At 64.7% G+C, this 21672-nt stretch carries 24 protein-coding genes; 16 read left to right on the plus strand and 8 right to left on the minus strand.

Features of this window, described 5'->3' with window-relative positions; all coding sequences use genetic code 11:
* The first annotated feature begins 302 nt into the window (after nucleotides 1–302).
* The 10 genes from H3H55_RS12105 to H3H55_RS12145 all read left to right on the plus strand — a co-directional run bounded on the left by H3H55_RS12105 (nucleotide 303) and on the right by H3H55_RS12145 (nucleotide 7603).
* The gene (locus H3H55_RS12105) at nucleotides 303–1211 is read left to right on the plus strand and encodes a DMT family transporter (protein WP_193098738.1); all 909 of its coding nucleotides are present in this window, start codon (nucleotides 303–305) and stop codon (nucleotides 1209–1211) included.
* A 113-nt stretch (nucleotides 1212–1324) separates the two neighbouring features.
* Nucleotides 1325–1933 (plus strand): TIGR00645 family protein, encoded by a 609-nt coding sequence (locus H3H55_RS12110; RefSeq protein WP_193098739.1) that lies wholly within the window; start codon nucleotides 1325–1327, stop codon nucleotides 1931–1933.
* Between the two features lie 35 nt (nucleotides 1934–1968).
* The gene (locus tag H3H55_RS12115) at nucleotides 1969–3492 is read left to right on the plus strand and encodes a fumarate hydratase (RefSeq protein WP_129512569.1); all 1524 of its coding nucleotides are present in this window, start codon (nucleotides 1969–1971) and stop codon (nucleotides 3490–3492) included.
* Nucleotides 3493–3685: 193 nt separating this feature from the next.
* Nucleotides 3686–4162, plus strand: coding sequence for a bacterioferritin (bfr, locus tag H3H55_RS12120; RefSeq protein WP_111016572.1), 477 nt, complete (start codon nucleotides 3686–3688; stop codon nucleotides 4160–4162).
* Between the two features lie 28 nt (nucleotides 4163–4190).
* Nucleotides 4191–5054, plus strand: a complete 864-nt coding sequence (murI, locus tag H3H55_RS12125) for a glutamate racemase (RefSeq protein ID WP_193098740.1) — start codon at nucleotides 4191–4193, stop codon at nucleotides 5052–5054.
* 150 nt (nucleotides 5055–5204) lie between these two features.
* Nucleotides 5205–5441 carry a bacterioferritin-associated ferredoxin gene (locus H3H55_RS12130; RefSeq protein ID WP_039370093.1) on the plus strand — a complete coding sequence of 79 codons (237 nt, stop codon included), beginning with the start codon at nucleotides 5205–5207 and terminating at the stop codon, nucleotides 5439–5441.
* Between the two features lie 44 nt (nucleotides 5442–5485).
* Nucleotides 5486–5608 carry a hypothetical protein gene (locus tag H3H55_RS37550; RefSeq protein WP_264299663.1) on the plus strand — a complete coding sequence of 41 codons (123 nt, stop codon included), beginning with the start codon at nucleotides 5486–5488 and terminating at the stop codon, nucleotides 5606–5608.
* A 51-nt stretch (nucleotides 5609–5659) separates the two neighbouring features.
* Entirely contained in the window at nucleotides 5660–6394 is a 735-nt protein-coding gene (locus H3H55_RS12135; protein WP_193098741.1) for an energy transducer TonB, read from the plus strand.
* Nucleotides 6395–6429: 35 nt separating this feature from the next.
* Nucleotides 6430–7161 carry a MotA/TolQ/ExbB proton channel family protein gene (locus tag H3H55_RS12140; RefSeq protein ID WP_048248884.1) on the plus strand — a complete coding sequence of 244 codons (732 nt, stop codon included), beginning with the start codon at nucleotides 6430–6432 and terminating at the stop codon, nucleotides 7159–7161.
* Nucleotides 7162–7174: 13 nt separating this feature from the next.
* Nucleotides 7175–7603: an ExbD/TolR family protein gene (locus H3H55_RS12145; protein WP_048248885.1), complete on the plus strand. Its 429-nt coding sequence runs from the start codon at nucleotides 7175–7177 to the stop codon at nucleotides 7601–7603.
* Between the two features lie 352 nt (nucleotides 7604–7955).
* Here the strand turns inward: H3H55_RS12145 and H3H55_RS12150 are convergent, their stop codons facing one another.
* Nucleotides 7956–8930 (minus strand): LysR family transcriptional regulator, encoded by a 975-nt coding sequence (locus tag H3H55_RS12150; RefSeq protein WP_129512572.1) that lies wholly within the window; start codon nucleotides 8928–8930, stop codon nucleotides 7956–7958.
* 122 nt (nucleotides 8931–9052) lie between these two features.
* Here H3H55_RS12150 and H3H55_RS12155 point away from each other — a divergent pair, with 122 nt between their 5' ends.
* The 3 genes from H3H55_RS12155 (at nucleotide 9053) to hemP (ending at nucleotide 10892) form a co-directional block, all read left to right on the plus strand.
* Nucleotides 9053–9925: a pirin family protein gene (locus H3H55_RS12155; RefSeq protein ID WP_193098742.1), complete on the plus strand. Its 873-nt coding sequence runs from the start codon at nucleotides 9053–9055 to the stop codon at nucleotides 9923–9925.
* Nucleotides 9926–10025: 100 nt separating this feature from the next.
* Nucleotides 10026–10508, plus strand: coding sequence for an SRPBCC family protein (locus tag H3H55_RS12160; RefSeq protein WP_129512574.1), 483 nt, complete (start codon nucleotides 10026–10028; stop codon nucleotides 10506–10508).
* 138 nt (nucleotides 10509–10646) lie between these two features.
* Nucleotides 10647–10892: a hemin uptake protein HemP gene (gene hemP, locus H3H55_RS12165; RefSeq protein WP_193098743.1), complete on the plus strand. Its 246-nt coding sequence runs from the start codon at nucleotides 10647–10649 to the stop codon at nucleotides 10890–10892.
* Between the two features lie 274 nt (nucleotides 10893–11166).
* On the opposite strand, the gene H3H55_RS12170 is transcribed toward hemP, so the two are convergent.
* From H3H55_RS12170 to uvrB, 5 genes are all read right to left on the minus strand, one after another.
* Entirely contained in the window at nucleotides 11167–12564 is a 1398-nt protein-coding gene (locus H3H55_RS12170) for a 4Fe-4S binding protein (RefSeq protein WP_193098744.1), read from the minus strand.
* Nucleotides 12561–13403: an FTR1 family iron permease gene (locus tag H3H55_RS12175; protein ID WP_193098745.1), complete on the minus strand. Its 843-nt coding sequence runs from the start codon at nucleotides 13401–13403 to the stop codon at nucleotides 12561–12563. Before H3H55_RS12175 ends, H3H55_RS12170 begins: the two co-directional genes overlap by 4 nt.
* 58 nt (nucleotides 13404–13461) lie before the next feature.
* Nucleotides 13462–13794: a cupredoxin domain-containing protein gene (locus tag H3H55_RS12180; protein ID WP_034190351.1), complete on the minus strand. Its 333-nt coding sequence runs from the start codon at nucleotides 13792–13794 to the stop codon at nucleotides 13462–13464.
* Between the two features lie 55 nt (nucleotides 13795–13849).
* On the minus strand, nucleotides 13850–14401 hold the full coding sequence (locus H3H55_RS12185; RefSeq protein ID WP_048248892.1) for an iron transporter: 552 nt from the start codon (nucleotides 14399–14401) through the stop codon (nucleotides 13850–13852).
* A gap of 226 nt (nucleotides 14402–14627) precedes the next feature.
* Nucleotides 14628–16718 (minus strand): excinuclease ABC subunit UvrB, encoded by a 2091-nt coding sequence (gene uvrB, locus H3H55_RS12190; protein ID WP_129512578.1) that lies wholly within the window; start codon nucleotides 16716–16718, stop codon nucleotides 14628–14630.
* A 251-nt stretch (nucleotides 16719–16969) separates the two neighbouring features.
* On the opposite strand from uvrB, the gene H3H55_RS12195 reads away from it, so the two are divergent.
* Nucleotides 16970–18169 carry an amino acid aminotransferase gene (locus H3H55_RS12195; protein ID WP_129512579.1) on the plus strand — a complete coding sequence of 400 codons (1200 nt, stop codon included), beginning with the start codon at nucleotides 16970–16972 and terminating at the stop codon, nucleotides 18167–18169.
* 122 nt (nucleotides 18170–18291) lie between these two features.
* Here H3H55_RS12195 and H3H55_RS12200 read toward each other — a convergent pair whose 3' ends face one another.
* Nucleotides 18292–19080, minus strand: a complete 789-nt coding sequence (locus H3H55_RS12200; protein ID WP_129512580.1) for a 3-hydroxybutyrate dehydrogenase — start codon at nucleotides 19078–19080, stop codon at nucleotides 18292–18294.
* A 164-nt stretch (nucleotides 19081–19244) separates the two neighbouring features.
* On the opposite strand from H3H55_RS12200, the gene H3H55_RS12205 reads away from it, so the two are divergent.
* A complete protein-coding gene (locus H3H55_RS12205) occupies nucleotides 19245–20216 on the plus strand; it encodes a potassium channel beta subunit family protein (RefSeq protein ID WP_193098746.1) in 972 nt (323 codons plus the stop codon).
* Nucleotides 20217–20327: 111 nt separating this feature from the next.
* Nucleotides 20328–21173 (plus strand): 23S rRNA (adenine(2030)-N(6))-methyltransferase RlmJ, encoded by an 846-nt coding sequence (locus H3H55_RS12210; protein ID WP_129512581.1) that lies wholly within the window; start codon nucleotides 20328–20330, stop codon nucleotides 21171–21173.
* Between the two features lie 15 nt (nucleotides 21174–21188).
* On the opposite strand, the gene H3H55_RS12215 is transcribed toward H3H55_RS12210, so the two are convergent.
* Nucleotides 21189–21560 (minus strand): hypothetical protein, encoded by a 372-nt coding sequence (locus tag H3H55_RS12215; RefSeq protein WP_129512582.1) that lies wholly within the window; start codon nucleotides 21558–21560, stop codon nucleotides 21189–21191.
* Between the last annotated feature and the right edge of the window lie 112 nt (nucleotides 21561–21672).

The following is a 21672-nucleotide window of genomic DNA, read 5'->3' on the forward strand; positions in this document are numbered from 1 at the left end:
GTGAACATGAATCCTCTGCATGGCGGCGCGATCGTGCGCGCCGCGCGTCTTGGCCGGCGCATGTGCGCCGCTGTCTCCCACCCACCCGCGCACGGCCGCGAAGGCTGCGCGCGATGCTGCACCGCACCACGTCGCGCGTTGGCGAACGTGCGGCCCGGTAGTTTGCACGATAAGCGCTTCAACTTACCCGTCACTTACGCGGCATGGCCGTTGGCAGAGCCGTTTCGCATGTCGGGCGGCGCTTTACGCTGTTACAAACGCGACCCTACAATCCTAACTGAACTCGCCTCCCGGATTCCAGCTTGAATCGCTACGCCCTCTTCCTCATCCTGTCGATGCTGTTCGTCGGCAGCAACGTCGGTATCGGTAAATCCATCGTTGCATTCGTTCCTGTCGCCATCCTCGCCACGCTGCGCTTCGTGATCGCGATCGCCGTGCTGTGGCCGCTGTTCAGCCCCGTGAAAATGCGCGCGGTCAAGCGCGGCGAGTGGCTGAACCTGTTCCTGCAGGCCTTCTTCGGCACCTTCATGTTCACGCTGCTGATGCTCAACGGCGTGCAGCGCACCAGCGCGGTGGCGGCCGGCGTCATCACCAGCACGATCCCGGCCATCGTCGCGCTGTTCGCGTGGCTGATCCTGCGCGAAAAACCGAACGGCCGTGCGCTCGTGTCGATCGCGCTCGCGATCGTCGGGGTCGTGACGATCAACCTCGCCAACGGCGGCGCGGCCGGGCACGGCGCGCCCGGCGAAGCGTCCGGCTCGCTGACCGGCAACCTGCTGATCCTCGGGGCCGTGTGCTGCGAATCGATCTACGTGATCCTGTCGCGCCGGCTCACGCAGACACTCGCGCCGATCGACATCTGCGCGTATACACACCTGTTCGGCCTGTTCCTGATGCTGCCGCTCGGCGCGACGGCGCTGTGGCACTTCGATTACGCGAGCGTGCCGGCCGGCACCTGGGCGCTCGTCGTCTGGTACGGGCTGTCGGCCAGCATCTTCTCGTTCTGGCTGTGGATGAAAGGCATCCGGCACGTGCCGGGTAGCCTCGCCGGCGTGTTCAGCGCGGTGCTGCCGATCGCCGCCGCCGCGTACGGCATCGCGTTCCTCGGCGAACGCCCGACGCTCGCGCACGGCATCGCGCTCGCGTGCGTCGTCACCGGCATCGTGCTCGCGAGCCTGCGCGTGAAACGCGTGCCGGCCGCCGCCTCCTGATCGGTCCCCGGCCACGCCGGCGCGTCGCTGCAGTCGCGCCGGCCGACGCGTTACAATAGCGCGCCTTTTCAAGATTACCCCCGATACCTGCGCACCGCGCCCGCACCGCCATCATGTCTGCCCCGCATTCGCCCGGCCGCCCCGCCCGTCGCCCGCTTCGCCCGCTTCCCGCGCTGATCTTCATGAGCCGCTGGCTCCAGGTACCGCTTTACCTCGGCCTGATCGTCGCGCAGGCCGTCTACGTGTTCCTGTTCCTGAAGGAAGTCTGGCACCTGCTGTCGCATGCGACCAGCCTCGACGAAATCAGCGTGATGCTCGCGGTGCTCGGCCTGATCGACGTGGTGATGATCTCGAACCTGCTGATCATGGTGATCGTCGGCGGTTACGAAACGTTCGTGTCGCGCCTCGGCATCGAGGGCCACCCCGACGAGCCCGAGTGGCTCGACCACGTGAACGCGGGCGTGCTGAAGGTCAAGCTGTCGATGGCGCTGATCAGCATTTCGTCGATCCACCTGCTGAAGACGTTCATCAACCCCGACCAGCACACGATGCACGCGATCATGTGGCAGGTGATCATCCACGTGTCGTTCCTCGTGTCGGCGCTCGTGATGGCGTGGGTCGACCGCCTGACGACGCACACGCATCCCGCCCATTTCCACGAGCCGCATGCGCCCGTCGCGGTCGCGTCCCGGAAACCGGCCGAAGCAGCCGTGAACGCATAAAACGCATTCCCCACTGTCCCCACAGAGTCTCAGCCATGACCGTCATCAAACAGGAAGACCTGATCCAGAGCATCGCGGATTCGCTGCAGTACATCAGCTACTACCATCCGCTCGACTACATCCAGGCCCTCGGCCGCGCGTACGAGCTGGAAGAGAGCCCGGCCGCGAAGGATGCGATCGCGCAGATCCTCACGAACAGCCGCATGTGCGCGGAAGGCAAGCGCCCGATCTGCCAGGACACCGGCATCGTCACGATCTTCGTGAAGGTCGGCATGGACGTGCGCTGGGACGGCGCGACGATGGGCCTCACCGACATGATCAACGAAGGCGTGCGCCGCGGTTACACGCACCCGGACAACGTGCTGCGCGCGTCGATCGTCAACCCGCCGGAAGGCGCCCGCAAGAACACGAAGGACAACACGCCGGCCGTGATCCACTACGAGATCGTGCCGGGCGACAAGGTCGACGTGCAGGTCGCGGCGAAGGGCGGCGGCTCGGAGAACAAGTCGAAGTTCGTGATGCTGAACCCGTCCGACTCGATCGTCGACTGGGTGCTGAAGACGGTCCCGACGATGGGCGCGGGCTGGTGCCCGCCCGGCATGCTCGGGATCGGCATCGGCGGCACGGCCGAGAAGGCCATGCTGATGGCGAAGGAATCGCTGATGGATCCGATCGACATCCAGGAAATCATCGCGCGCGGTCCGCAGGACTGGGTCGAGGAACTGCGTGTCGAGCTGCATGAAAAAGTCAACGCACTCGGCATCGGCGCGCAGGGCCTCGGCGGCCTGGCGACCGTGCTCGACGTGAAGATCATGGCCGCACCGACGCACGCGGCATCGAAGCCGGTCGCGCTGATCCCGAACTGCGCGGCCACGCGCCACGCGCACTTCGTGCTCGACGGCTCGGGCCCGGCCAAGCTTGAAGCGCCGTCGCTCGACGCCTGGCCGAAGGTCCAGTGGGAACCGAACACGGAAACCAGCAAGCGCGTCGACCTGAACACGCTGACGCCAGAAGAAGTCGCGAGCTGGACGCCGGGCCAGACGCTGCTGCTGTCGGGCAAGATGCTCACCGGCCGCGACGCCGCGCACAAGCGCATCGCCGACATGCTCGCGAAGGGCGAGAAGCTGCCGGTCGACTTCACGAACCGCGTGATCTACTACGTCGGCCCGGTCGATCCGGTCCGCGACGAAGTGGTCGGCCCGGCCGGCCCGACGACGGCCACGCGCATGGACAAGTTCACCGAGACGATGCTCGCGCAAACGGGCCTCATCTCGATGGTCGGCAAGGCCGAGCGCGGCCCGGTCGCGATCGAGGCGATCAAGAAGCACAAGGCCGCGTACCTGATGGCGGTCGGCGGCGCGGCTTACCTCGTGTCGAAGGCGATCCGCGGCGCGAAGGTGCTCGCATTCGAAGACCTCGGCATGGAAGCGATCTACGAGTTCGACGTGCAGGACATGCCGGTGACGGTTGCCGTCGATTCGTCGGGCACGTCGGTGCACCAGACCGGTCCGAAGGAGTGGCAGGCGAAGATCGGCAAGATCCCGGTCGCGACCGCTTAAGCGCGATCGAACGAAAGGCCGGACGCGAGTCCGGCCTTTTTGCTTCTCGTTCTCATTATTGTGCGCGGCCGGTTATTCGAGGCTGATTCTCATTACACGCAAAAGGCAGGCCCGGCAAGGCTTCGAGGCTTGGCTTTTCTCGTTCGAGCGATTATCGTTCGGTTTCTGAAGCCCCACTGAACAAGGAACAGCCATGCAAGGCGACAAGAAAGTCATCGAATATCTGAACGCCCAGTTGAAGAATGAGCTCACGGCGATCAACCAGTACTTCCTGCATGCCCGCATGTACAAGCACTGGGGCCTCGACAAGCTCGGCAAGCACGAGTACGACGAGTCGATCGGCGAAATGAAGCACGCCGACTGGCTGATCGAGCGCGTGTTCATGCTCGACGGCCTGCCGAACCTGCAGGACCTGCACAAGCTGCTCGTCGGCGAAGAGACCGAAGAGATCCTGAAGTGCGACCTGAAGCTCGAGCAAATCTCGCAGACCACGTGCAAGGAAGCGATCGCCTACTGCGAATCGGTTCGTGATTATGTGTCGCGCGAGATCTTCGAAAAGATCCTCGACGACACCGAAGAGCACATCGACTGGCTGGAAACGCAGATCGACCTGATCGGCAAGGTCGGCCTGCAGAACTACCAGCAATCGATGATGGGTTCGGCCGAGTAATCGGCCCACTCGCCGCCGCGCCGTCCGCATGACGATGACGAACCAGCCAGCCGCTGCTGCGATGCGTGCCGCCGCCCCCGTCGGGATCTTCGATTCGGGGCTCGGCGGCCTGTCGGTGCTGCGCGCCGTGCGTGCGCACCTGCCCGGCGAGTCGTTCGTCTATACCGCAGATACACGCTACATCCCGTACGGCGAACGCGACGATGCATTCATCCTCGAGCGCACACTCGCGATCGGCGAGTGGTTCGTCCAGCAGGGCGCGAAGGCGCTCGTCGTCGCGTGCAATACGGCAACCGCGCAGTCGATCGCGGCGGTACGCGAGCATCTCGCGATCCCGCTCGTCGGCGTCGAGCCGGGCATCAAACCGGCCGTCCAGCAATCCGCGAGCGGCGTCGCCGGCGTGCTCGCCACCCAGTCGACGCTGCGCAGCGCCCGGTTCCAGGCATTGCTCGAGCGTCACGGCGCCGGCTGCCGCTTCATCTGCCAGCCAGGCCACGGGCTCGTGCAGGCGATCGAGAGCGGCGACACGGGCTCGCCCGCGCTGCGCGCACTGCTCGACAGCTACCTGCAGCCGATGCTCGACGACGGTGCCGATACGGTCGTCCTCGGCTGTACGCACTATCCGTTCCTCACCGCCACCATTCGTGACATTGTCGGCGACCGCATGTCGATCATCGACACGAGCGACGCGATCGCGCGCCAGCTCGCGCGCGTGCTCGACCTGCACGGCCTGCGCGCGCCCGCCGGCACGCCTGTCGCGCCACCCCGGTTCTGCTCGACCGGCGACGGCCGGCAGTTGCAGGCACTCGCATCGACGCTGCTCGGCCTCGATGCGCCGGTCGAACCCGTCACCATTTCCTCGCCGAACGCGCGCGCCTGCGCGACCGCCTGACGCGGGCCGGCACGCCCCCTCCCGCCGCGGCTCCGCCGCCCCCGCCGTTTCAAGGGTCCGATGACCTTAAAAAAAGCCCGGGCCAGGCTTGTCAACGCCCGCAAAATTAATGATAATAATTCGCATTAACGTTAGCTATCGCAACTCATCATGATCGTCTGCGTGTGCAAGTCTGTTTCCGATCGCAAGATCCGCGCGTCCCTCGCAGAGGGCGTGAACTCTTTCGATGAACTCCAGTTCGAGCTCGGCGTGGCCACGTGCTGCGGCAAGTGCGAGGAGTCCGTACGCGACCTCATGGCCGAGCAAGGCGTCTGCGCGAGCCGGTGCGGTGTCGAGCATCACGCTCACCCGATCCCGGTCACGTTCTACGAACGCAAGGCTGCCTGACCGGCGCCGAGTGTGCGCATGCGGCCCAGGCCGCATTTTTTGTCTTGACCGTCAGCAAGCCACCGTCCGCGCGAGCCAGCGGCTTACCTGCCAAGGAGCCTGTCATGGAATTGCTGATCGGATTTGTGACCACCGTTTGCATCTCGCTGCTGATCTTCCGCAAGTGATGCCGATTCACCCGCCGCGCCCCGGGTGCGACATCGTTCTTTCAAGCTAACATGCAGGCTTCGCATTTCGCTCCTGCCGGCGCCTTGCCGGCTGCACCACGTATGAATCCCCGAGTGATCGTCGTCGCGGTCGGTGTGCTTGCCGCACACGCGATCATGCTGACGGCCGCCTGGCTCCATCGCAACGCGCCGCCGCCGCCGAAAACGGTCGAGGTCCAGTCGATCACCGCGCAGCTCATTGCGCCTGCGCCGATCGCGCAGCAGGTCGCGGTCGAATCGATCCGGCAACCCACGCCGCCGAAGCCGGTGCCGCGCGTAAAGCCGAAGGTCGAGCAGAAACCGGTGCCGACAGCGGTGAAGCCGACACCTCAGCCGGTTGCACAGTCGCCGGCCCCGTCGCCGACACCCGCGCCGGCCGCCGATCCAACGCCTGCTCCCGCCGCGCCCGCTCCCGCAGCACCAGTCGCCACGCCCAGCCCAGCGCGCGAAACGATGCAGATCAACGCACCGAAAAACGTGCCGACGGTCCAGTGCAAGATCATCGAGCCGCCCTACCCGTCGATGTCGCGCCGCCGCGGCGAATCGGGCACGGCCCTTGTTCACTTCGTCATCGGTGTGACCGGCAAGATCGAAAACATCGAGTTGCAGAAGAGCAGCGGCTACCCACGCCTCGACGAGGCCGCGCTCGACGCCATACGCGCAAGCACTTGCCGTCCGTACGTCGAGAACGGCCAGGCGATCCGCGTCGCCCGCACACAGCCCTACAGCTTCGGGCTCACTGACTAACCTGCCTCATCCGGAAGATTCAAAGGAAACAAAAAATGCAAAGCTACGGTATCGCGCACGTCTGGGCGCAAGGTGATTTCGTCACGCGCGCCATTGCGATCACGCTGCTCGTGATGTCGGTTCTGTCGTGGATCGTCATCGTCGTCAAGGGCTGGAACGTGGTTCGCCTGAACCGCCTCACGAAGAACGCCGAACAGGCATTCTGGCATTCGGACAATTTCGACGACGGCATCAAGAAGCTCGGCCTCGCCGCATCGACGCCGAACGACAACCCGTTCCTCGCGCTCGCGCTGTCGGGCAAGGAAGCTGCCGACCATCACCACCAGACGCAACCGCACCTGCACGACCGCATGGACGTATCGGACTGGGTCACGCGCTGCCTGAAGGACACGATGGACGAAGGCATCTCGCGCATGCAGAGCGGTCTCGCGGTCCTCGCGTCGATCGGCAGCACGGCGCCGTTCGTCGGCCTGTTCGGTACGGTCTGGGGGATCTACCACGCGCTGCTCGTGATCGGCGCAACCGGCCAGACGTCGATCGACCAGGTCGCGGGCCCGGTCGGCGAATCGCTGATCATGACGGCCTTCGGCCTGTTCGTCGCGATCCCGGCCGTGCTCGGCTACAACGCACTGACCCGCGCGAACAAGGGTGTCGTCAGCAAGCTGCGCCGCTTCGCGCACGGCCTGCACGCCTACTTCGTGACCGGTGCGAGCCTCGCATCGTCGTCGACGCGCGACGGCCTGCGCCTCGCGACGCGCGCCAGCTGAGACGGGGTGAACCATGGCAATGAACACTGGTTTCAGCGACGATGACGACGATGCCGTGATGAGCGAGATCAACATGACGCCGCTCGTCGACGTCATGCTCGTACTCCTGATCATTTTCCTCGTGACGATCCCGGCGATGCAGCATGCGGTGAAGATCGACCTGCCGCACGCCAGCAGCCAGCCCGTCGACGAAAAGCCGCAGACGGTCGACGTCGCGATCCAGGGCGACGGCACGATCCTGTGGGACGACCACACGGTCACGCGCGAACAATTGCAGGCACGCATCGCGGAAGCGGCGCAACGCAAGCCGCAGCCGGAGTTGCACCTGCGCGCGGACCGCAAGGTTGCATACGAGCACGTCGCCGAAGTGATGTCGGATGCGCAGGCAGGCGGCCTGACGAAACTCGGCTTCGTGACGGAGCCGGCCGCGAAAGCGAAGTAACGCGCGCACGTCGCGCTTCTCTCCCGGCACAAAGTAAAAGGCCTTCATCGCCAGATGAAGGCCTTTTTTCATGCGCACGCGGGCGCCTTCGGGCGGCGGGCTCTTTGGCGGTATCGGTTGCGCCTCGAGCAACGCAAATGCGACTCTGCCGTGGTCTGCACGGACTGCGCGTTCTGCCCTATCTGGCTCACAATATATGCGGCCACCTGATTTCGCTCAGAACTTCCTTCACGAAATGGGATTTCAATATAGGCCCGCGCGCGCGCGCATTCAAGGCCCCGGCGATTGAAACTTGCGATTGCAGGCGACGCTTCAATGACAAAACAAATTTGCCTCGTCGTGCGCGTCGTGTTCAGGTCGCCGAAGCATCGGCCGCGGCTTCCTTCTTCGCACGCTCGGGGCACCCCTGCTCCTTGTAGGCGCCGTGATCGAGCTTCTCGACCAGGTAGTCGACGAACGCACGCACCGCCGGCGGCATCCCCTGCCGCGACACGAACACCGCATACAGTTGCGGCACCGGCAGCGTCCAGCCCGGCATCACGGGCGACAGTTGCCCCGCACGCAGCGCATTGCCGTACATCATCTCCGGCAGCGCCGCGATGCCGAGGCCATCGAGCACGGCCTCGCGGATCGTCATCAGGTCGGCCGTCACGAGCCGCGGTTCGTGCTCGTGCACATGACGCGTGCCGTCCGGCGCGATCAGGTTGAACACGTGCCGCCCGTCGACGCTCGGCGTATCGAGCGTCTCGAAGCCGGCCAGATCGTCCGGCACCAGCGGCGGCGCATTCTGGCTCAGCAGGCTCGGCGCACCGACCAGCATCTGCTCGGTGCGCCACAGCGGCCGCACGACGATGTTGGCGTTCTGCGGCGGCTCCGAGCGCACGCGCAGCGCGACGTCGATCGAGTCCTCGAACAGGTCGATCACGCGATTCGTTACGCGCACATGCACCCTCACCTCGGGATAACGACGCAGGAATTCGGGCAGGATGCGCGACAGCATCGTCTGCGACAGCGTGACGGGCACGCTGACCCGCACCGAACCGCGCGGCGACGCGCGCAACTGCTGCACCGCATTCATCGCGGCCTGCGCCTCGGCGAGCATCGCCTGGCAATGCTGGTAGAACAACTCCCCCGCCTCGGTCAGCGCGAGCTTGCGCGTCGAACGCTGCAACAGGCGCACGCCGAGTGCCCCCTCGAGTTCGGTCAGGCGCCGCGACAGGCGCGATTTCGAGATGCCCAGCACGCGTTCCGCGGCCGAGAAACCACCATGTTCGACGACCTGCGAAAAGTACATGAGGTCGTTCAAGTTATGTGCATCGATATTCATCTCATCGTTCCAATTTCAGAACAATCCATTGCGAACCATCGCAAATCGAACGGGAAAACGCCCAATATAATAGCGCTATGTTTCAAAAATAACGCTATTCCGTTGATTCCGAGGGCCTCCCCATGACGACCGCTCGCTCGCTTGACCGCACCTACCCCGCGCTCCGCACCACCGAAGGCGGCGGTTTTGTCGTTCACCGTCCGTTCCCGACCCGGCTGCTGATGGATTTCGATCCGTTCCTGCTGCTCGACGAAATGGGCCCCGTCGACTACGCCCCCGGTGAAGCCAAGGGCGCGCCCGACCATCCGCATCGCGGCTTCGAGACCGTGACCTACGCACTCGATGGACGCTTCTGCCATCGCGACTCGTCCGGCCATGCCGGCACGCTCGGCCCCGGCGACGTGCAGTGGATGACGGCCGGCGCCGGGGTCGTGCACAGCGAAATGCCGGATCCTGCGTTCGCGCAGGCCGGCGGCCGCTCCCACGGCTTCCAGCTGTGGGTCAACCTGCCGCGCCGCGACAAGCTGATCGCGCCGCGCTACCAGGAGATCCCGGCCGAACGCATCCCGACCGCGACGTCACCGGATGGCCGCGCACGCGTGCGCGTCATCGCCGGCGAGGCGTTCGGCGTCCGGGCCGCGATCGAGACGCGTACGCCGATCCTCTACCAGCATTTCACGCTGGAACCCGGCGCAACGGTCACGCAGCCGGTTCCGGCCGGCTATCGCGTGTTCGCCTATCCGATCGACGGAACAGGCCTCTACGGGCCCGACAGGCAGGCTGTCGACGCACGGAACATGGTCGTGTACGGCGACGACGGCGACACGGTCACGTTCGCCGCCGGCGACACGCCGCTCGACCTGCTGCTGATCGGCGGCGTGCCGCTCAACGAACCGATCGTCCGCTATGGCCCGTTCGTGATGAATACCGAGGAAGAGATCCGGCAGGCGGTCGTCGACTACCAGACCGGTCGCATGGGCCGCATCGAAGCCTGACGCCCGATCGCGGGCGGCAGGTACCGCGAAACGGACGGTTTTGCGTCACAATAACTTCTTGAACCATGTGGCCGCCAACCACCAGAAGGAACCCGTCCCCTTGAACTTCGAACATCTGATCCAGATCAATTCCGATGATTCGGCCGTGCCGGCCCTCACCCGCGACCAGCTCTGGGAAGGTCTCGTGCTGCGCGCCGAACAGCCGCAACTGTTCGTGCTCGGCCTCGACAGCTGCGTCGTCCGCGAACGGACGGATACGACGCTCGAACGCGAACTGCACTACGGTCACGCGATCGTGCGCGACCATGTCACGTTCACGCCGAACCAGCAGGTCCGCTACGACATCCTCGCCGCCGACGGCGAAATCGGCGGCTCGCTGACGATGACGATCGAGGAACGCGAAGACCACCAGCTGTTCCTGCGTTTCGAATACCGCACGACGCTGACCGTCACGGACGACAGCGAAGATGCCCGGCAGACGCACGGGATCGTCAAGGAAGCGTATCGCACGTCGGATATCGACACGGTCCGCCTGATCCGCGAATACGCGCAGGGCCGCAAGGACCCCGATCCGCTGCACTGAACCTGGTGGCGGCCTTCGGGCCGCCTCTTTGACTCAAGCTATCAGCTCGGCCTTCTCGATCGATAAAGAGTTTTTGCGAATGGGAATGGTTATCATTTAGAATTCATTCCATCGTATCGACAGTCACCGATCAACCGAATGACCGACACCATGCGCCCGACCACGCTGACCTTGCGCCACCCAACCGGCACCGCAGGCAGCAGCCGTCAGAAGACGGCAGCGGTCACCACGCCGGCGAAACCCGCCGGCAACCGCGATGCAGGCACGCGGGTCGTCAACAGCGATTCGCTGCTGCAAGGCCACAGCCACATCAGCATCGCGCATAACGGAGAGACTTATCAGCTGCGTGCCACTCGGCTCGGCAAGCTGATCCTGACGAAGTAACGACAGAGTATTGTGGGGACCACCTCCCTGAGAGGTGTTGGGCATTAGCCAGCGCAACGGCTTGCACGCGAGATCTAGACCCCTTCGTGCAAACACACTCAAGCAGCCGCTGCAGCAAGCCAAGCCACTTTTTTTGGTTCTCGCACAAGGAAGAAAAAAGCGGCACGTCGAACGACGTGCCGCTTTTTCATTTGGGCGGCGAATACGTAACGCATTGCCGCCCGTGTTCGTTGCTGCCGTCAATGCATGCCGCCGAAGCGGCACACCCGCCGCTTCAGAAACCCCAGAACATCAACCACCAGGCGCTGTCGACAACGGCAAGCCCGACGGCAAACCACGCGAATGCAACCAGCCGGCGCGGCCAGGCCGCGTAGCGCCCCGTCACCTTCCATGCGAGCCACGCACTCCATGCGTTGGCGCCGACCAGGATCGCGACGCGCACATCGGTCGCCCAGCCGAGCGGCACATGCTCGGCGCGCAGCAACGACAGCGTCGTTGCCGACAGCCCGAGGAACACGCCCGCCCCTGCGATCGGAATCAGTGCCTGCGCGAGGTGATGCAACCGCACGCGATCGAAGCGGCCGAGCATCAACGTGGCACCGGCCAGCAGCACCAGCAGCGCCGTGCCGTACACGAGCCCCGTGCCGACGATGTAGCTGACGATCAGCCCGCCATCGAGCCAGGAAAATACGTCGTTGCGATCCGGGTAATGCGTGAGCAGGAACCACGGCGCATTGGTTTCGAGCGGCCACGTGATGTCACGGTCGATCAGCCAGCCCGCGAGCCATTGCTTGATCTGCACGAACCACGGGCTGACGGTCCAGTGGAACGCACCGATCGCGACGCCGAGCAGGCCGTACAGGATCAGCGCGGTGTCCCACGGGTTCGCCTGCTGCGCGCCGAGGTTCACGACTTCGTCGGACGGCGAGCGCGCCGACAGCGAGATCGCGTCGCGGTGCCCGCTGCAGCGGCCGCACATGTGGCACGATGCCGCGCCCTTCATGCTGCGCAACGGCACGAGCGGCGCGCAGTTGATCGGAATCACGCGATGGCCGTGTTCGCCGTTCTTGTACGAACGACGCCATGCGTCCTCGTCGACCTTGTAGCGCATCGGCGCGAGCCGCGCGAGCAGCCCGAACACGCCGTTGACCGGGCACAGGTACTTGCACCACACGCGCTTCTCGCGGCCGTACAGCACGCCGATCACGATCGCGCCGACGGTCGAGCCGCCGAGCACGAACAGCACCGCGAGCGGGTACTGGTACACGCTCACCATCTGCCCGTAGATCGTCGTGATCCCGAACGCGACGAACGGCCAGCCGCCCCATCGAATCCAGCGCGGGATCGGGCCGCCGCGGCCGAACTTGCTCGCGTATTCGGTGAGCGCGCCTTCCGGGCACAGCACGCCGCACCAGACCCGGCCGAGCATCACCATCGACAGCAGAACGAACGGCCACCAGATGCCCCAGAACGCGAACTGCGCGATGAGCGTGAGGTTGTTCCACAGATGCGCGGAATCGTCCGGCAGCGGCAACACCGCCGGCACGATGATCAGGAACGCATAGACAGCGACGACGATCCACTGGATGCCGCGGATCAGCGCACCGTGGCGCTGCATCCACTGGCCGGCCTGCGCGAGCCAGCCCGGCTTGGCTGCGGCGACCACGCTCATGCCGCGCGGCCCGCGGCGACGGCCGGACGACGGCTCGCGCGCTTCATCAGCAGCCACACCACCGCCCAGTACACCGCATAGGCGACCAGGTTGGTCAGTGCCGGGTGCGCGCGATAACCGGTCAGCGTCGCGACGAGCGAGCCGAACGTGCTCGAATCATCGAGGATCGCGGACGTGTCCCACACCTGCGAAATGCCGAGCGGCAGGATTTCCTTGTCGATCAGCTTGTCGACGCCGGTCTGGAACAGGCCTGCGCCGAGGAACAGCAGCATCACTTCGGTGACGCGGAAGAAATGCCGCCACGAGAAGTACTTGCCACCGAGCTGCAGCAGATAAAACGTGAAGAACGCGAGGCCGAGGCCGATCACGACCGCGAGCATCTGGTTGCCGTCGACGTGGCCCGACTGGCCGAAACCGAGGCCGTACAGGAAGATCACCGTCTCGCTGCCTTCGCGCGCGATCGCGAGCGCAACCAGCACGGCGACGCCCCACCAGTTCGAATCGCGTGTGCTCTGCTGCAGCGATTGCTCCATGTCGCGCTTCAGCGTGCGGCCGTGCCGGCGCATCCACAGCACCATCTGCACGATCAGCACGCATGCGATCAGCACCATCGCCGTCTGGAAGTAGTCCTGCGCATCGCCGGACAACACTTCGGTGAAACCGACCAGCGCGGCGCCGAGGCCGACGGCCATCAGCAGGCCGGCGCCGACGCCACCCCACAGATAAGGCAGGCCGCGGCGCGCGTCGTCGTCGCCGTTTTTCAGCCATGCATAGAGAATGCCGACGACGAGCAGCGCTTCGACGCTCTCCCGCCAGACGATGAACAAGATCTGACCCATCGATACCTCCTGACGCGCGGGGCAACGGACGTGTGTGCCCGCACGCAGATAAAACGCGTTACTTCGCGACGATCACGCCCTGTGCCTGCTGGTGGAAATCGTCGAAAAACTTGTATTCGCCCGGCGACAGCGGAGCGACGACCACGAACGAATCGGCGCCCGGCGCGAGCACCTTCTCCTTGCGCAGTTGCACGCTCTCGAATTCGGCGGCGCCCTTGCCGGTGTTCTTGATCTCGATCTTGAAGCGCTGGCCGGCCGGCACTTCGATGCGGGCGGGATTCAGCTTGCCGTCCGTCATCTCGAGCTTGAACGTCGGCAGATCGGCAGCGTGCGCTGCGCCGGCAAGCCACAACGCAGCGGCTGCGGCAACGATTTTCTGGGGAATTTTCATTCTGGGTTCTCTACGCCGACGGCGCGCCGAAGCGCGCCGTTCGTGATGCCACCGATCAGTAACCGCCCTTCTTGCCGATACCGGCGAACGGGAAGTCGTACTCGAGGGTAATGGGCTTGAACCACGCGCCCACGCCCGTTTCCTTGTCGATGTGACGGCCGAACGCCATGTGGCCCGACTGCATCGGCGGCTTGACGACCATCGACAGGTGATACTTGCCCGGGCCGTTCAGCTTCACGTTGTCGCCGTAGTGCGGACCGTCGCTCGCGACCATGCCCATCAGGTCGCCTTCAGCCTTCCACTTCGTGTCGCCCTGCTTCGTCAGCTTGTACGTGACCTGCAGGTACGGCATCCAGTCGCCTTCCGCGAAACCCGTCGGGTTGTTCTTGACCGCATGGATGTCGGCTTCGAGGTGGATGTCGGAATCCGACGCCTTGCGCATCATCCCTTCCGGGTCCATCGTGATCGGCTGCAGGTACACCGCGCCGATTTCCATGCCGCCCTGGATCTGCTGCTTGCCGATCGGATATTCGGCAGCCGAGGCCGACATCGCGGCAAGCGCCGCCGCTACCGCAACCGTCGTGCGGATGAACGAAGAACCCAACATGGACACTCCTTGTTATTTGCCTGACTAAATGACGACACACGAACCGCCTCCGGGGCGGCTCGCTGGAAACACTAACGCGACGAAGAACGTTAATGCGAACAATTCTCAATAATTGTGGAGTTTAGCACCGAACCCGTTCCGGAACAAACCAGAGGCCGTGTAAACCCCTGATCCGACAAGGCTTACAGGCCTGTTAGTGCACCGTTTCGGTGACGCTTGGAAAGATTTACCGGCCGCCGCTGATGTGGTCGCCGACGTTCGCGCCGAACACGCGCTCGCGCAGCAGCGCAAGCTGGTCGCGGGTCGCGGCGGCCTTCTCGAACTCGAGGTTCTTCGCGTAGTCGGCCATCTGCTTCTCGAGGCGCTTGATTTCCTTCGCGAGTTGCTTTTCCGACATGTCCTCGAATTTCGCGCGCTGTTGCGCTTCCTTCAGCTCCGCGCGCGCTTCGTCGGCGTTGTAGACGCCGTCGATGATGTCCTTGATGCGCTTCACGACGCCGCGCGGCGTGATGCCCATTTTCTCGTTGTGCGCGACCTGCTTCGCACGGCGCCGCTCGGTCTCGCCGATTGCGCGCTTCATCGACTCGGTCATCGTATCGGCATAGAGAATCGCCTTGCCGTTCACGTTCCGCGCGGCGCGGCCGATCGTCTGGATCAGCGAGCGCTCCGCGCGCAGGAAGCCTTCCTTGTCCGCATCGAGAATTGCGACCAGCGACACTTCGGGAATATCCAGGCCCTCGCGCAGCAGGTTGATCCCGACCAGCACGTCGAACGTGCCGAGCCGCAGGTCGCGGATGATCTCGACCCGCTCGACCGTGTCGATGTCGCTGTGCAGATAACGCACCTTGACGCCATGGTCGGCTAGAAACTCGGTGAGCTGTTCGGCCATGCGCTTCGTCAGCACGGTGATCAGCACACGCTCGCCGGCGTTCACGCGCGCGTTGATCTCGGTCAGCACGTCGTCGACCTGCGAGCTTGCCGGCCGCACTTCGATTTCCGGATCGACGAGCCCCGTCGGCCGCACGACCTGTTCGGCGATCTGCCCCGTCACGCGCTTCTCGTAGTCGGCCGGCGTGGCCGACACGAACACGACCTGGCGCATCTTGCGTTCGAACTCGGGGAACTTGAGCGGCCGGTTGTCGAGCGCCGACGGCAGGCGAAACCCGTAATTGACGAGGTTTTCCTTGCGTGCGCGGTCGCCGTTGTACATGCCGTTCAACTGGCCGATCAGCACGTGCGATTCGTCGAGCAGCATCAGCGCGTCGGGCGGCAGGTAGTCGACGAGCGTCGGCGGCGGATCTCCCGGCTCGGCACCCGAGAAATGCCGCGAGTAGTTCTCGATGCCCTTGCAGAAGCCAAGCTCCTGTAGCATCTCGAGATCGAAGCGCGTGCGCTGCTCGAGGCGCTGCGCCTCGACGAGCTTGCCGTCGCGGTGGAAGAACTCCAGGCGTTCGCGCAATTCGTCCTTGATCGTCTCGACCGCGCGCATCACGGTGTCGCGCGGCGTCACGTAGTGCGACGACGGATACACGGTGAAGCGCGGAATCTTCTGCCGCACGCGCCCGGTCAGCGGGTCGAACAGGTGCAGCGTCTCGACCTCGTCGTCGAACAGTTCGACGCGCACGGCCATTTCGGCGTGTTCGGCCGGGAAGATGTCGATCGTGTCGCCGCGCACGCGGAACGTGCCGCGCTGGAAATCCTGCTCGTTGCGCGTGTATTGCATCGCGATCAGCCGCGCGATCACGTCGCGCTGGCCGAGCTTGTCGCCGAGGCGCAGCGTCAGGATCATCTGGTGGTATTCGGACGGGTTGCCGATACCGTAGATCGCCGACACCGTCGCGACGATCACCACGTCGCGGCGCTCCATCAGGCTCTTCGTCGCCGACAGCCGCATCTGCTCGATGTGCTCGTTGATCGACGAATCCTTCTCGATGAACAGGTCGCGCTGCGGCACGTAGGCCTCAGGCTGGTAGTAGTCGTAGTACGAGACGAAGTACTCGACCGCGTTGCGCGGGAAGAACTCGCGGAACTCGGCATAGAGCTGTGCCGCGAGCGTCTTGTTCGGCGCGAACACGATCGCCGGGCGGCCGAGCCGCGCGATCGTGTTCGCCATCGTGAAGGTCTTGCCCGAACCCGTCACGCCGAGCAGCGTCTGGAAGGCAAGGCCGTCGCCGATGCCTTCGACGAGCGTCTCGATCGCGGTCGGCTGATCGCCTGCGGGCGGATACGGTTGATACAGCTGGAACGGCGACCCTTCGAAGGTGACGAATTTGGATTCGTCGAGCGCGTCGCCGGCTTCGGCATGATGTTCGGACATGGAATGCGGCTGGAGCGAGGGCAAAGGAACCATTCTAGCGCTTCGCGGCCGCGCGAACTGCTGTCGGCTCCTGACGGCCGATGGCCATCCGAAATCGCGACTCGCCGCCGAATCGCGCGCCCCCGCCTGCGCGAATTCGCTACAATATCAGGCTGCTGCGCTTTCCGGCGTCGTGCCCATTGGCGCGCGGTCTACTGCGCCCGCACCGCCGGCTGAAAGCCTGACCCTCTTTTCACAACTGCCGAATCATCATGTCGCTCTTCTCCGCTGTCCAGCTTGCTCCCCGCGACCCGATCCTGGGCCTGAACGAAGCCTTCAACGCCGATGCGCGTCCGACCAAGGTCAACCTCGGCGTCGGTGTGTACACGAACGAAGAAGGCAAGATTCCGCTGCTGCGCGCGGTTCGCGAAGCGGAGAAGGTGCGTGTCGAGGCGGGCTTGCCGCGCGGCTACCTGCCGATCGACGGGATCGCCGCCTACGATGCGGCCGTGCAGAAGCTGCTGCTCGGCAACGATTCGCCGCTGATCGCAGCGGGCCGCGTGGTCACGGCCCAGGCGCTGGGCGGCACGGGCGCGCTGAAGATCGGCGCCGATTTCCTGCGCACCGTGAACCCGAACGTGAAGGTCGCGATCAGCGATCCGAGCTGGGAAAACCACCGCGCGCTGTTCGAGGCGGCCGGCTTTGAAGTCGTCGCGTACCCGTATTACGACGCCGCCACCAACGGCGTGAACTTCGAAGGCATGCTGTCGGCGCTGAACGGCTATGCGGCAGGCACGGTCGTCGTGCTGCACGCGTGCTGCCACAACCCGACCGGCGTGGACCTGACCGAAGCGCAATGGCAACAGATCGTCGACGTCGTGAAGGCGCGCAACCTCGTGCCGTTCCTCGACATCGCCTACCAGGGCTTCGGCGAAAACATCGAGGCCGATGCCGCCGCCGTCCGCCTGTTTGCCGCAGCCGACCTGAACGCATTCGTGTCGTCGTCGTTCTCGAAGTCGTTCTCGCTGTACGGCGAGCGCGTCGGCGCGCTGTCGATCATCACGTCGAGCAAGGAAGAAGCCACGCGCGTGCTGTCGCAACTGAAGCGCGTGATCCGCACGAACTACTCGAACCCGCCGACCCATGGCGGCGCCGTGGTCGCAGCGGTGCTCGCCTCGCCGGAACTGCACGCTGCATGGGTGCAGGAACTCGGTGAAATGCGCGATCGCATCCGCGCGATGCGCAACGGTCTCGTCGAGCGCCTGAAGGCAAGCGGCGTCGATCGCGACTTCAGCTTCATCAACGCACAGCGCGGGATGTTCTCGTATTCGGGCCTGACCACGGCGCAAGTCGATCGCCTGCGCGACGAGTTCGGCATCTATGCAGTCGGCACCGGCCGGATCTGCGTCGCAGCGCTGAACACGCGCAACCTCGACGTGGTCGCCAATGCCGTCGCAACCGTCCTGAAGTAACGCGGCGCCAGTGGGCGGCAGCCGTCACCGGCCCCGCCCTGCCGAAATGAAAAACGCGCTCTCCGGAGCGCGTTTTTTTGTGCCGTTTGCGCGCGGGCGGCTATGCGCTGCCCGCCCCCGTATTACTGCATGAACCAGCCATGGCTGACCACGAACGACTGGCCCGTGAGCGCGGCACTCGGGAACGCCGACAGGAACAGCACCGTCTGCGCGACGTCCTGCACCGTCGTGAACACGCCGTCGACCGTGTTGCCGAGCATCACCTTCTTGATCACTTCTTCCTCGCTGATGCCGAGCTCCTTCGCCTGCTCCGGAATCTGCTTGTCGACCAGCGGCGTGCGCACGAAACCCGGACACACGACGTGCGAGCGCACGTTGTGCTTCGCGCCTTCCTTCGCGAGCACGCGGGCGAGGCCGAGCAGACCGTGCTTGGCCGTCACGTACGCCGACTTCAGCGGCGACGCTTCGTGCGAGTGCACCGAACCCATGTAGATCACGACGCCGCCGCGATCGTCCTTGTACATGTGCTTGAGCGCGGCCTTCGTCGTCAGGAACGCACCGTCGACGTGGATCGCCTGCATCTTCTTCCAGTCGGCGAACGAGTAGTTCTCGATCGGGTTGACGATCTGGATGCCTGCGTTCGACACGAGGATGTCGACCGAGCCGAACGCTTCGGCCACCTTGTCGATGCCGCTGTTCACGGCTTCCTCGTTCGTCACGTCCATCGCGACGCCGATCGCCTTGCCGCCCGCCTTGATGATCTCGTCGGCGACCGCGTTCGCGCCGTCCTGGTTCAGGTCGGCGATCGCGACGGCCGCGCCTGCCTTGGCGAGCTCGAGTGCGATTTCCTTGCCGATGCCGCTCGCGGCGCCCGTGACGACTGCGGTCTTGCCATTCAGATCTGCTGCCATGTCCGTCTCCTCCCGTTGTCGGATCGATAAAGCATGCGCCCGCCGCATCCGCTTTCATCGCACAACGGTGCCGGCGGGCCAGCCGTCATTGTGCACGATCGGCCCCGCCGTTCGCGCGCAAAACGTCTAAGCTTAAGGTCGGTTCCGTCACGCAGGAGATTCGCATGCAATATCGACGGCTGGGCCGTTCCGGCCTGCAGATCAGCGCGCTGTCGCTCGGCTCGTGGGTCACGTACGGCAATCAGGTCGACCAGCGGGTCGCGCGCGAATGCCTCGCTGCGGCACGCGACGCGGGCGTCAATTTCTTCGACAACGCCGAGGTCTACGCCGGCGGCAAATCCGAGGAAATCATGGGCCAGGCACTCAAGTCGCTCGACTGGCCGCGCATCAGCTATATCGTGTCCACGAAGTTCTTCTGGGGGCTCGCGGAAGCGCCGAACCAGTATCACACGCTGAACCGGAAATACCTGCTGAACGCAATCGACGGCTCGCTGCGCCGGCTGCAGCTCGACTATGTCGACCTCGTCTATTGCCATCGCCCCGATCCGCATACGCCGATCGAGGAAACCGTCTGGGCGATGAGCGACATGATCGTGCGCGGCAAGGCGCTGTACTGGGGCACGTCGGAATGGAGTGCCGACGAGATTCGCGCCGCATGCGAGATCGCCGAACGGCATCACCTGCACAAGCCAGTCGTCGAACAGCCCCAGTACAACCTGTTCCACCGCATTCGGGTCGAACAGGAATATGCGCGGCTCTACGACGACTACGGTCTTGGCCTCACGACCTGGAGCCCGCTGGCGTCCGGCCTTCTCACCGGCAAGTACCGCAACGGCGTGCCGCCCGGCAGCCGCGCGCAACTGCAGGGTTACGACTGGATGCGTGACCGGTTGACCGATCAGGCCAGCAACGAAATCGTCGAGCGGCTCGGCGGGATCGCGGCCGACCTCGGCTGCAGCACGGGCCAGCTCGCGATCGCGTGGGTGCTCGCGAATCCGCGCGTGAGTTCGGTCATCACCGGCGCATCGCGGATCGAGCAGATCGGCGACAACATGGGCGCACTCGACGTCGTCACAAAGCTGACGCCGGATGTGAAGAAACGCATCGAGGAAGTGGTCGGCGATGCATACGAATAAGGCGACTCACGGCCACTCGCGTACAATACGCGGCCGCGTCGGCGCCCGGCTTGACGGCTGCGCGCGATCGACCGCTTTCATCGATTCACCTTTCGTTTCAGGCAGCCCGCCATGCTCAGTTATCGTCACGGTTTTCACGCAGGCAACCACGCGGACGTGCTCAAGCACGCCGTCGTCGTCCAACTGCTGCGCTACCTGAACAAGAAAGACAAGTCGTACTGGTACATCGACACGCACGCAGGCGCCGGCGTGTACTCGCTGCGCGACGGTTACGCGGCGAAGACGGCGGAATTCGACACCGGCATCGGCCGGCTGTGGAACGACAAGAACCTGCCGGAAGCACTGGGCGACTATGTGGACGAAGTACGCGCGCTGAACGACGACGGCGAACTGCGCTTCTACCCGGGTTCCCCGTACATCGCATGGCGATCGATGCGCGAGCAGGACCGCATGCGCCTGTTCGAAATGCACACGACGGAAATCGACGTGCTGCGCCACAATTTCCGCGACGCGGGCCGACGCGCGATGATCTTCGCCGGCGACGGTTTCGAAGGCATCAAGGCGCTGCTGCCGCCGCCGCCGCGCCGCGCACTCGTGCTGATCGACCCGTCCTACGAGGACAAGAAGGATTACGCGCGCACGGTAAGCTGCGTGGCGGAATGCCTGAAGCGTTTCGCGACGGGCTGCTACGCAGTCTGGTATCCGCAGGTCACCCGGCTGGAATCGCAGCGCTTTCCCGAGCAGTTGAAGCGCCTGCAACCGAACAACTGGCTGCATCTGACGCTGACGGTATCGAATCCGCCGACCGATGGGCTGGGACTCTACGGCAGCGGAATGTTCATTCTGAATCCGCCGTACACGCTCGCCCAGAGCATGAACGAAGCGCTGCCCTATCTGGTCGAGACGCTGGGACAGGATAGCGGCGCCCGCTTCCAGATCGAGCAGCGCGGAAACTGATCGCGCGACCTGCCGTTACGGCTGCGGTCTAGGCGCAAGCCTTGGCTGGTTGGCTGGCGGCGCGCCACCCCAGCCGGGGACATTGATATACGGTGCGACAAACAGCGGAACCGACGTGTTCGGCGCTTGCCCGGCCGGCGCCCGCATGCCCGCCGGCTCGACGATCGGCTCGGAAGACAATGGCGCGGTCTGCAGCACCAACCCGCCCTTGCCGTCCTGGATACCGCGTTGCGTATCCAGAATCAACGGTTTGGACGACGTCGCCGCGCCGGCCGCAAGACCATGGACAAGCACCGCCGCGCCCAGAGCGAGACGCGCGCGGGCACTGCGACGCACATCGAGACGCAAACGCATGATCGTGTCCTTCAGGATGAAAAGCAGGCCCATACCATAGCGCTGCGCAGACGATTTCGCCAGATCCGGCGCACAAAAAACAAAGCCCCGTCAAATACGGGGCTTGCTTTTCGTTCGGTGCCACACGGCACCTGACGGTGACTCG

The organism is Burkholderia sp. Z1 (assembly GCF_014893795.1).
GTDB classification, from domain to species: domain Bacteria; phylum Pseudomonadota; class Gammaproteobacteria; order Burkholderiales; family Burkholderiaceae; genus Burkholderia; species Burkholderia theae.

Excerpts from the sequence above, each read along its gene's own strand:
- hemP (WP_193098743.1), top strand. The coding sequence starts at position 10,647 with ATGACCGACACCATGCGCCCGACCACGCTGACCTTGCGCCACCCAACC.
- H3H55_RS12150 (WP_129512572.1), bottom strand. The coding sequence starts at position 8,930 with ATGAATATCGATGCACATAACTTGAACGACCTCATGTACTTTTCGCAG.
- H3H55_RS12145 (WP_048248885.1), top strand. The coding sequence starts at position 7,175 with ATGGCAATGAACACTGGTTTCAGCGACGATGACGACGATGCCGTGATG.
- H3H55_RS12195 (WP_129512579.1), top strand. The coding sequence starts at position 16,970 with ATGTCGCTCTTCTCCGCTGTCCAGCTTGCTCCCCGCGACCCGATCCTG.
- H3H55_RS12115 (WP_129512569.1), top strand. The coding sequence starts at position 1,969 with ATGACCGTCATCAAACAGGAAGACCTGATCCAGAGCATCGCGGATTCG.
- H3H55_RS12180 (WP_034190351.1), bottom strand. The coding sequence starts at position 13,794 with ATGAAAATTCCCCAGAAAATCGTTGCCGCAGCCGCTGCGTTGTGGCTT.
- H3H55_RS12140 (WP_048248884.1), top strand. The coding sequence starts at position 6,430 with ATGCAAAGCTACGGTATCGCGCACGTCTGGGCGCAAGGTGATTTCGTC.
- H3H55_RS12110 (WP_193098739.1), top strand. The coding sequence starts at position 1,325 with ATGTCTGCCCCGCATTCGCCCGGCCGCCCCGCCCGTCGCCCGCTTCGC.
- H3H55_RS12175 (WP_193098745.1), bottom strand. The coding sequence starts at position 13,403 with ATGGGTCAGATCTTGTTCATCGTCTGGCGGGAGAGCGTCGAAGCGCTG.
- H3H55_RS12135 (WP_193098741.1), top strand. The coding sequence starts at position 5,660 with ATGCAGGCTTCGCATTTCGCTCCTGCCGGCGCCTTGCCGGCTGCACCA.
- H3H55_RS12155 (WP_193098742.1), top strand. The coding sequence starts at position 9,053 with ATGACGACCGCTCGCTCGCTTGACCGCACCTACCCCGCGCTCCGCACC.
- H3H55_RS12130 (WP_039370093.1), top strand. The coding sequence starts at position 5,205 with ATGATCGTCTGCGTGTGCAAGTCTGTTTCCGATCGCAAGATCCGCGCG.
- H3H55_RS12200 (WP_129512580.1), bottom strand. The coding sequence starts at position 19,080 with ATGGCAGCAGATCTGAATGGCAAGACCGCAGTCGTCACGGGCGCCGCG.
- H3H55_RS12170 (WP_193098744.1), bottom strand. The coding sequence starts at position 12,564 with ATGAGCGTGGTCGCCGCAGCCAAGCCGGGCTGGCTCGCGCAGGCCGGC.
- murI (WP_193098740.1), top strand. The coding sequence starts at position 4,191 with ATGACGATGACGAACCAGCCAGCCGCTGCTGCGATGCGTGCCGCCGCC.
- H3H55_RS12215 (WP_129512582.1), bottom strand. The coding sequence starts at position 21,560 with ATGGGCCTGCTTTTCATCCTGAAGGACACGATCATGCGTTTGCGTCTC.
- H3H55_RS12185 (WP_048248892.1), bottom strand. The coding sequence starts at position 14,401 with ATGTTGGGTTCTTCGTTCATCCGCACGACGGTTGCGGTAGCGGCGGCG.
- H3H55_RS12210 (WP_129512581.1), top strand. The coding sequence starts at position 20,328 with ATGCTCAGTTATCGTCACGGTTTTCACGCAGGCAACCACGCGGACGTG.
- bfr (WP_111016572.1), top strand. The coding sequence starts at position 3,686 with ATGCAAGGCGACAAGAAAGTCATCGAATATCTGAACGCCCAGTTGAAG.
- uvrB (WP_129512578.1), bottom strand. The coding sequence starts at position 16,718 with ATGTCCGAACATCATGCCGAAGCCGGCGACGCGCTCGACGAATCCAAA.
- H3H55_RS12205 (WP_193098746.1), top strand. The coding sequence starts at position 19,245 with ATGCAATATCGACGGCTGGGCCGTTCCGGCCTGCAGATCAGCGCGCTG.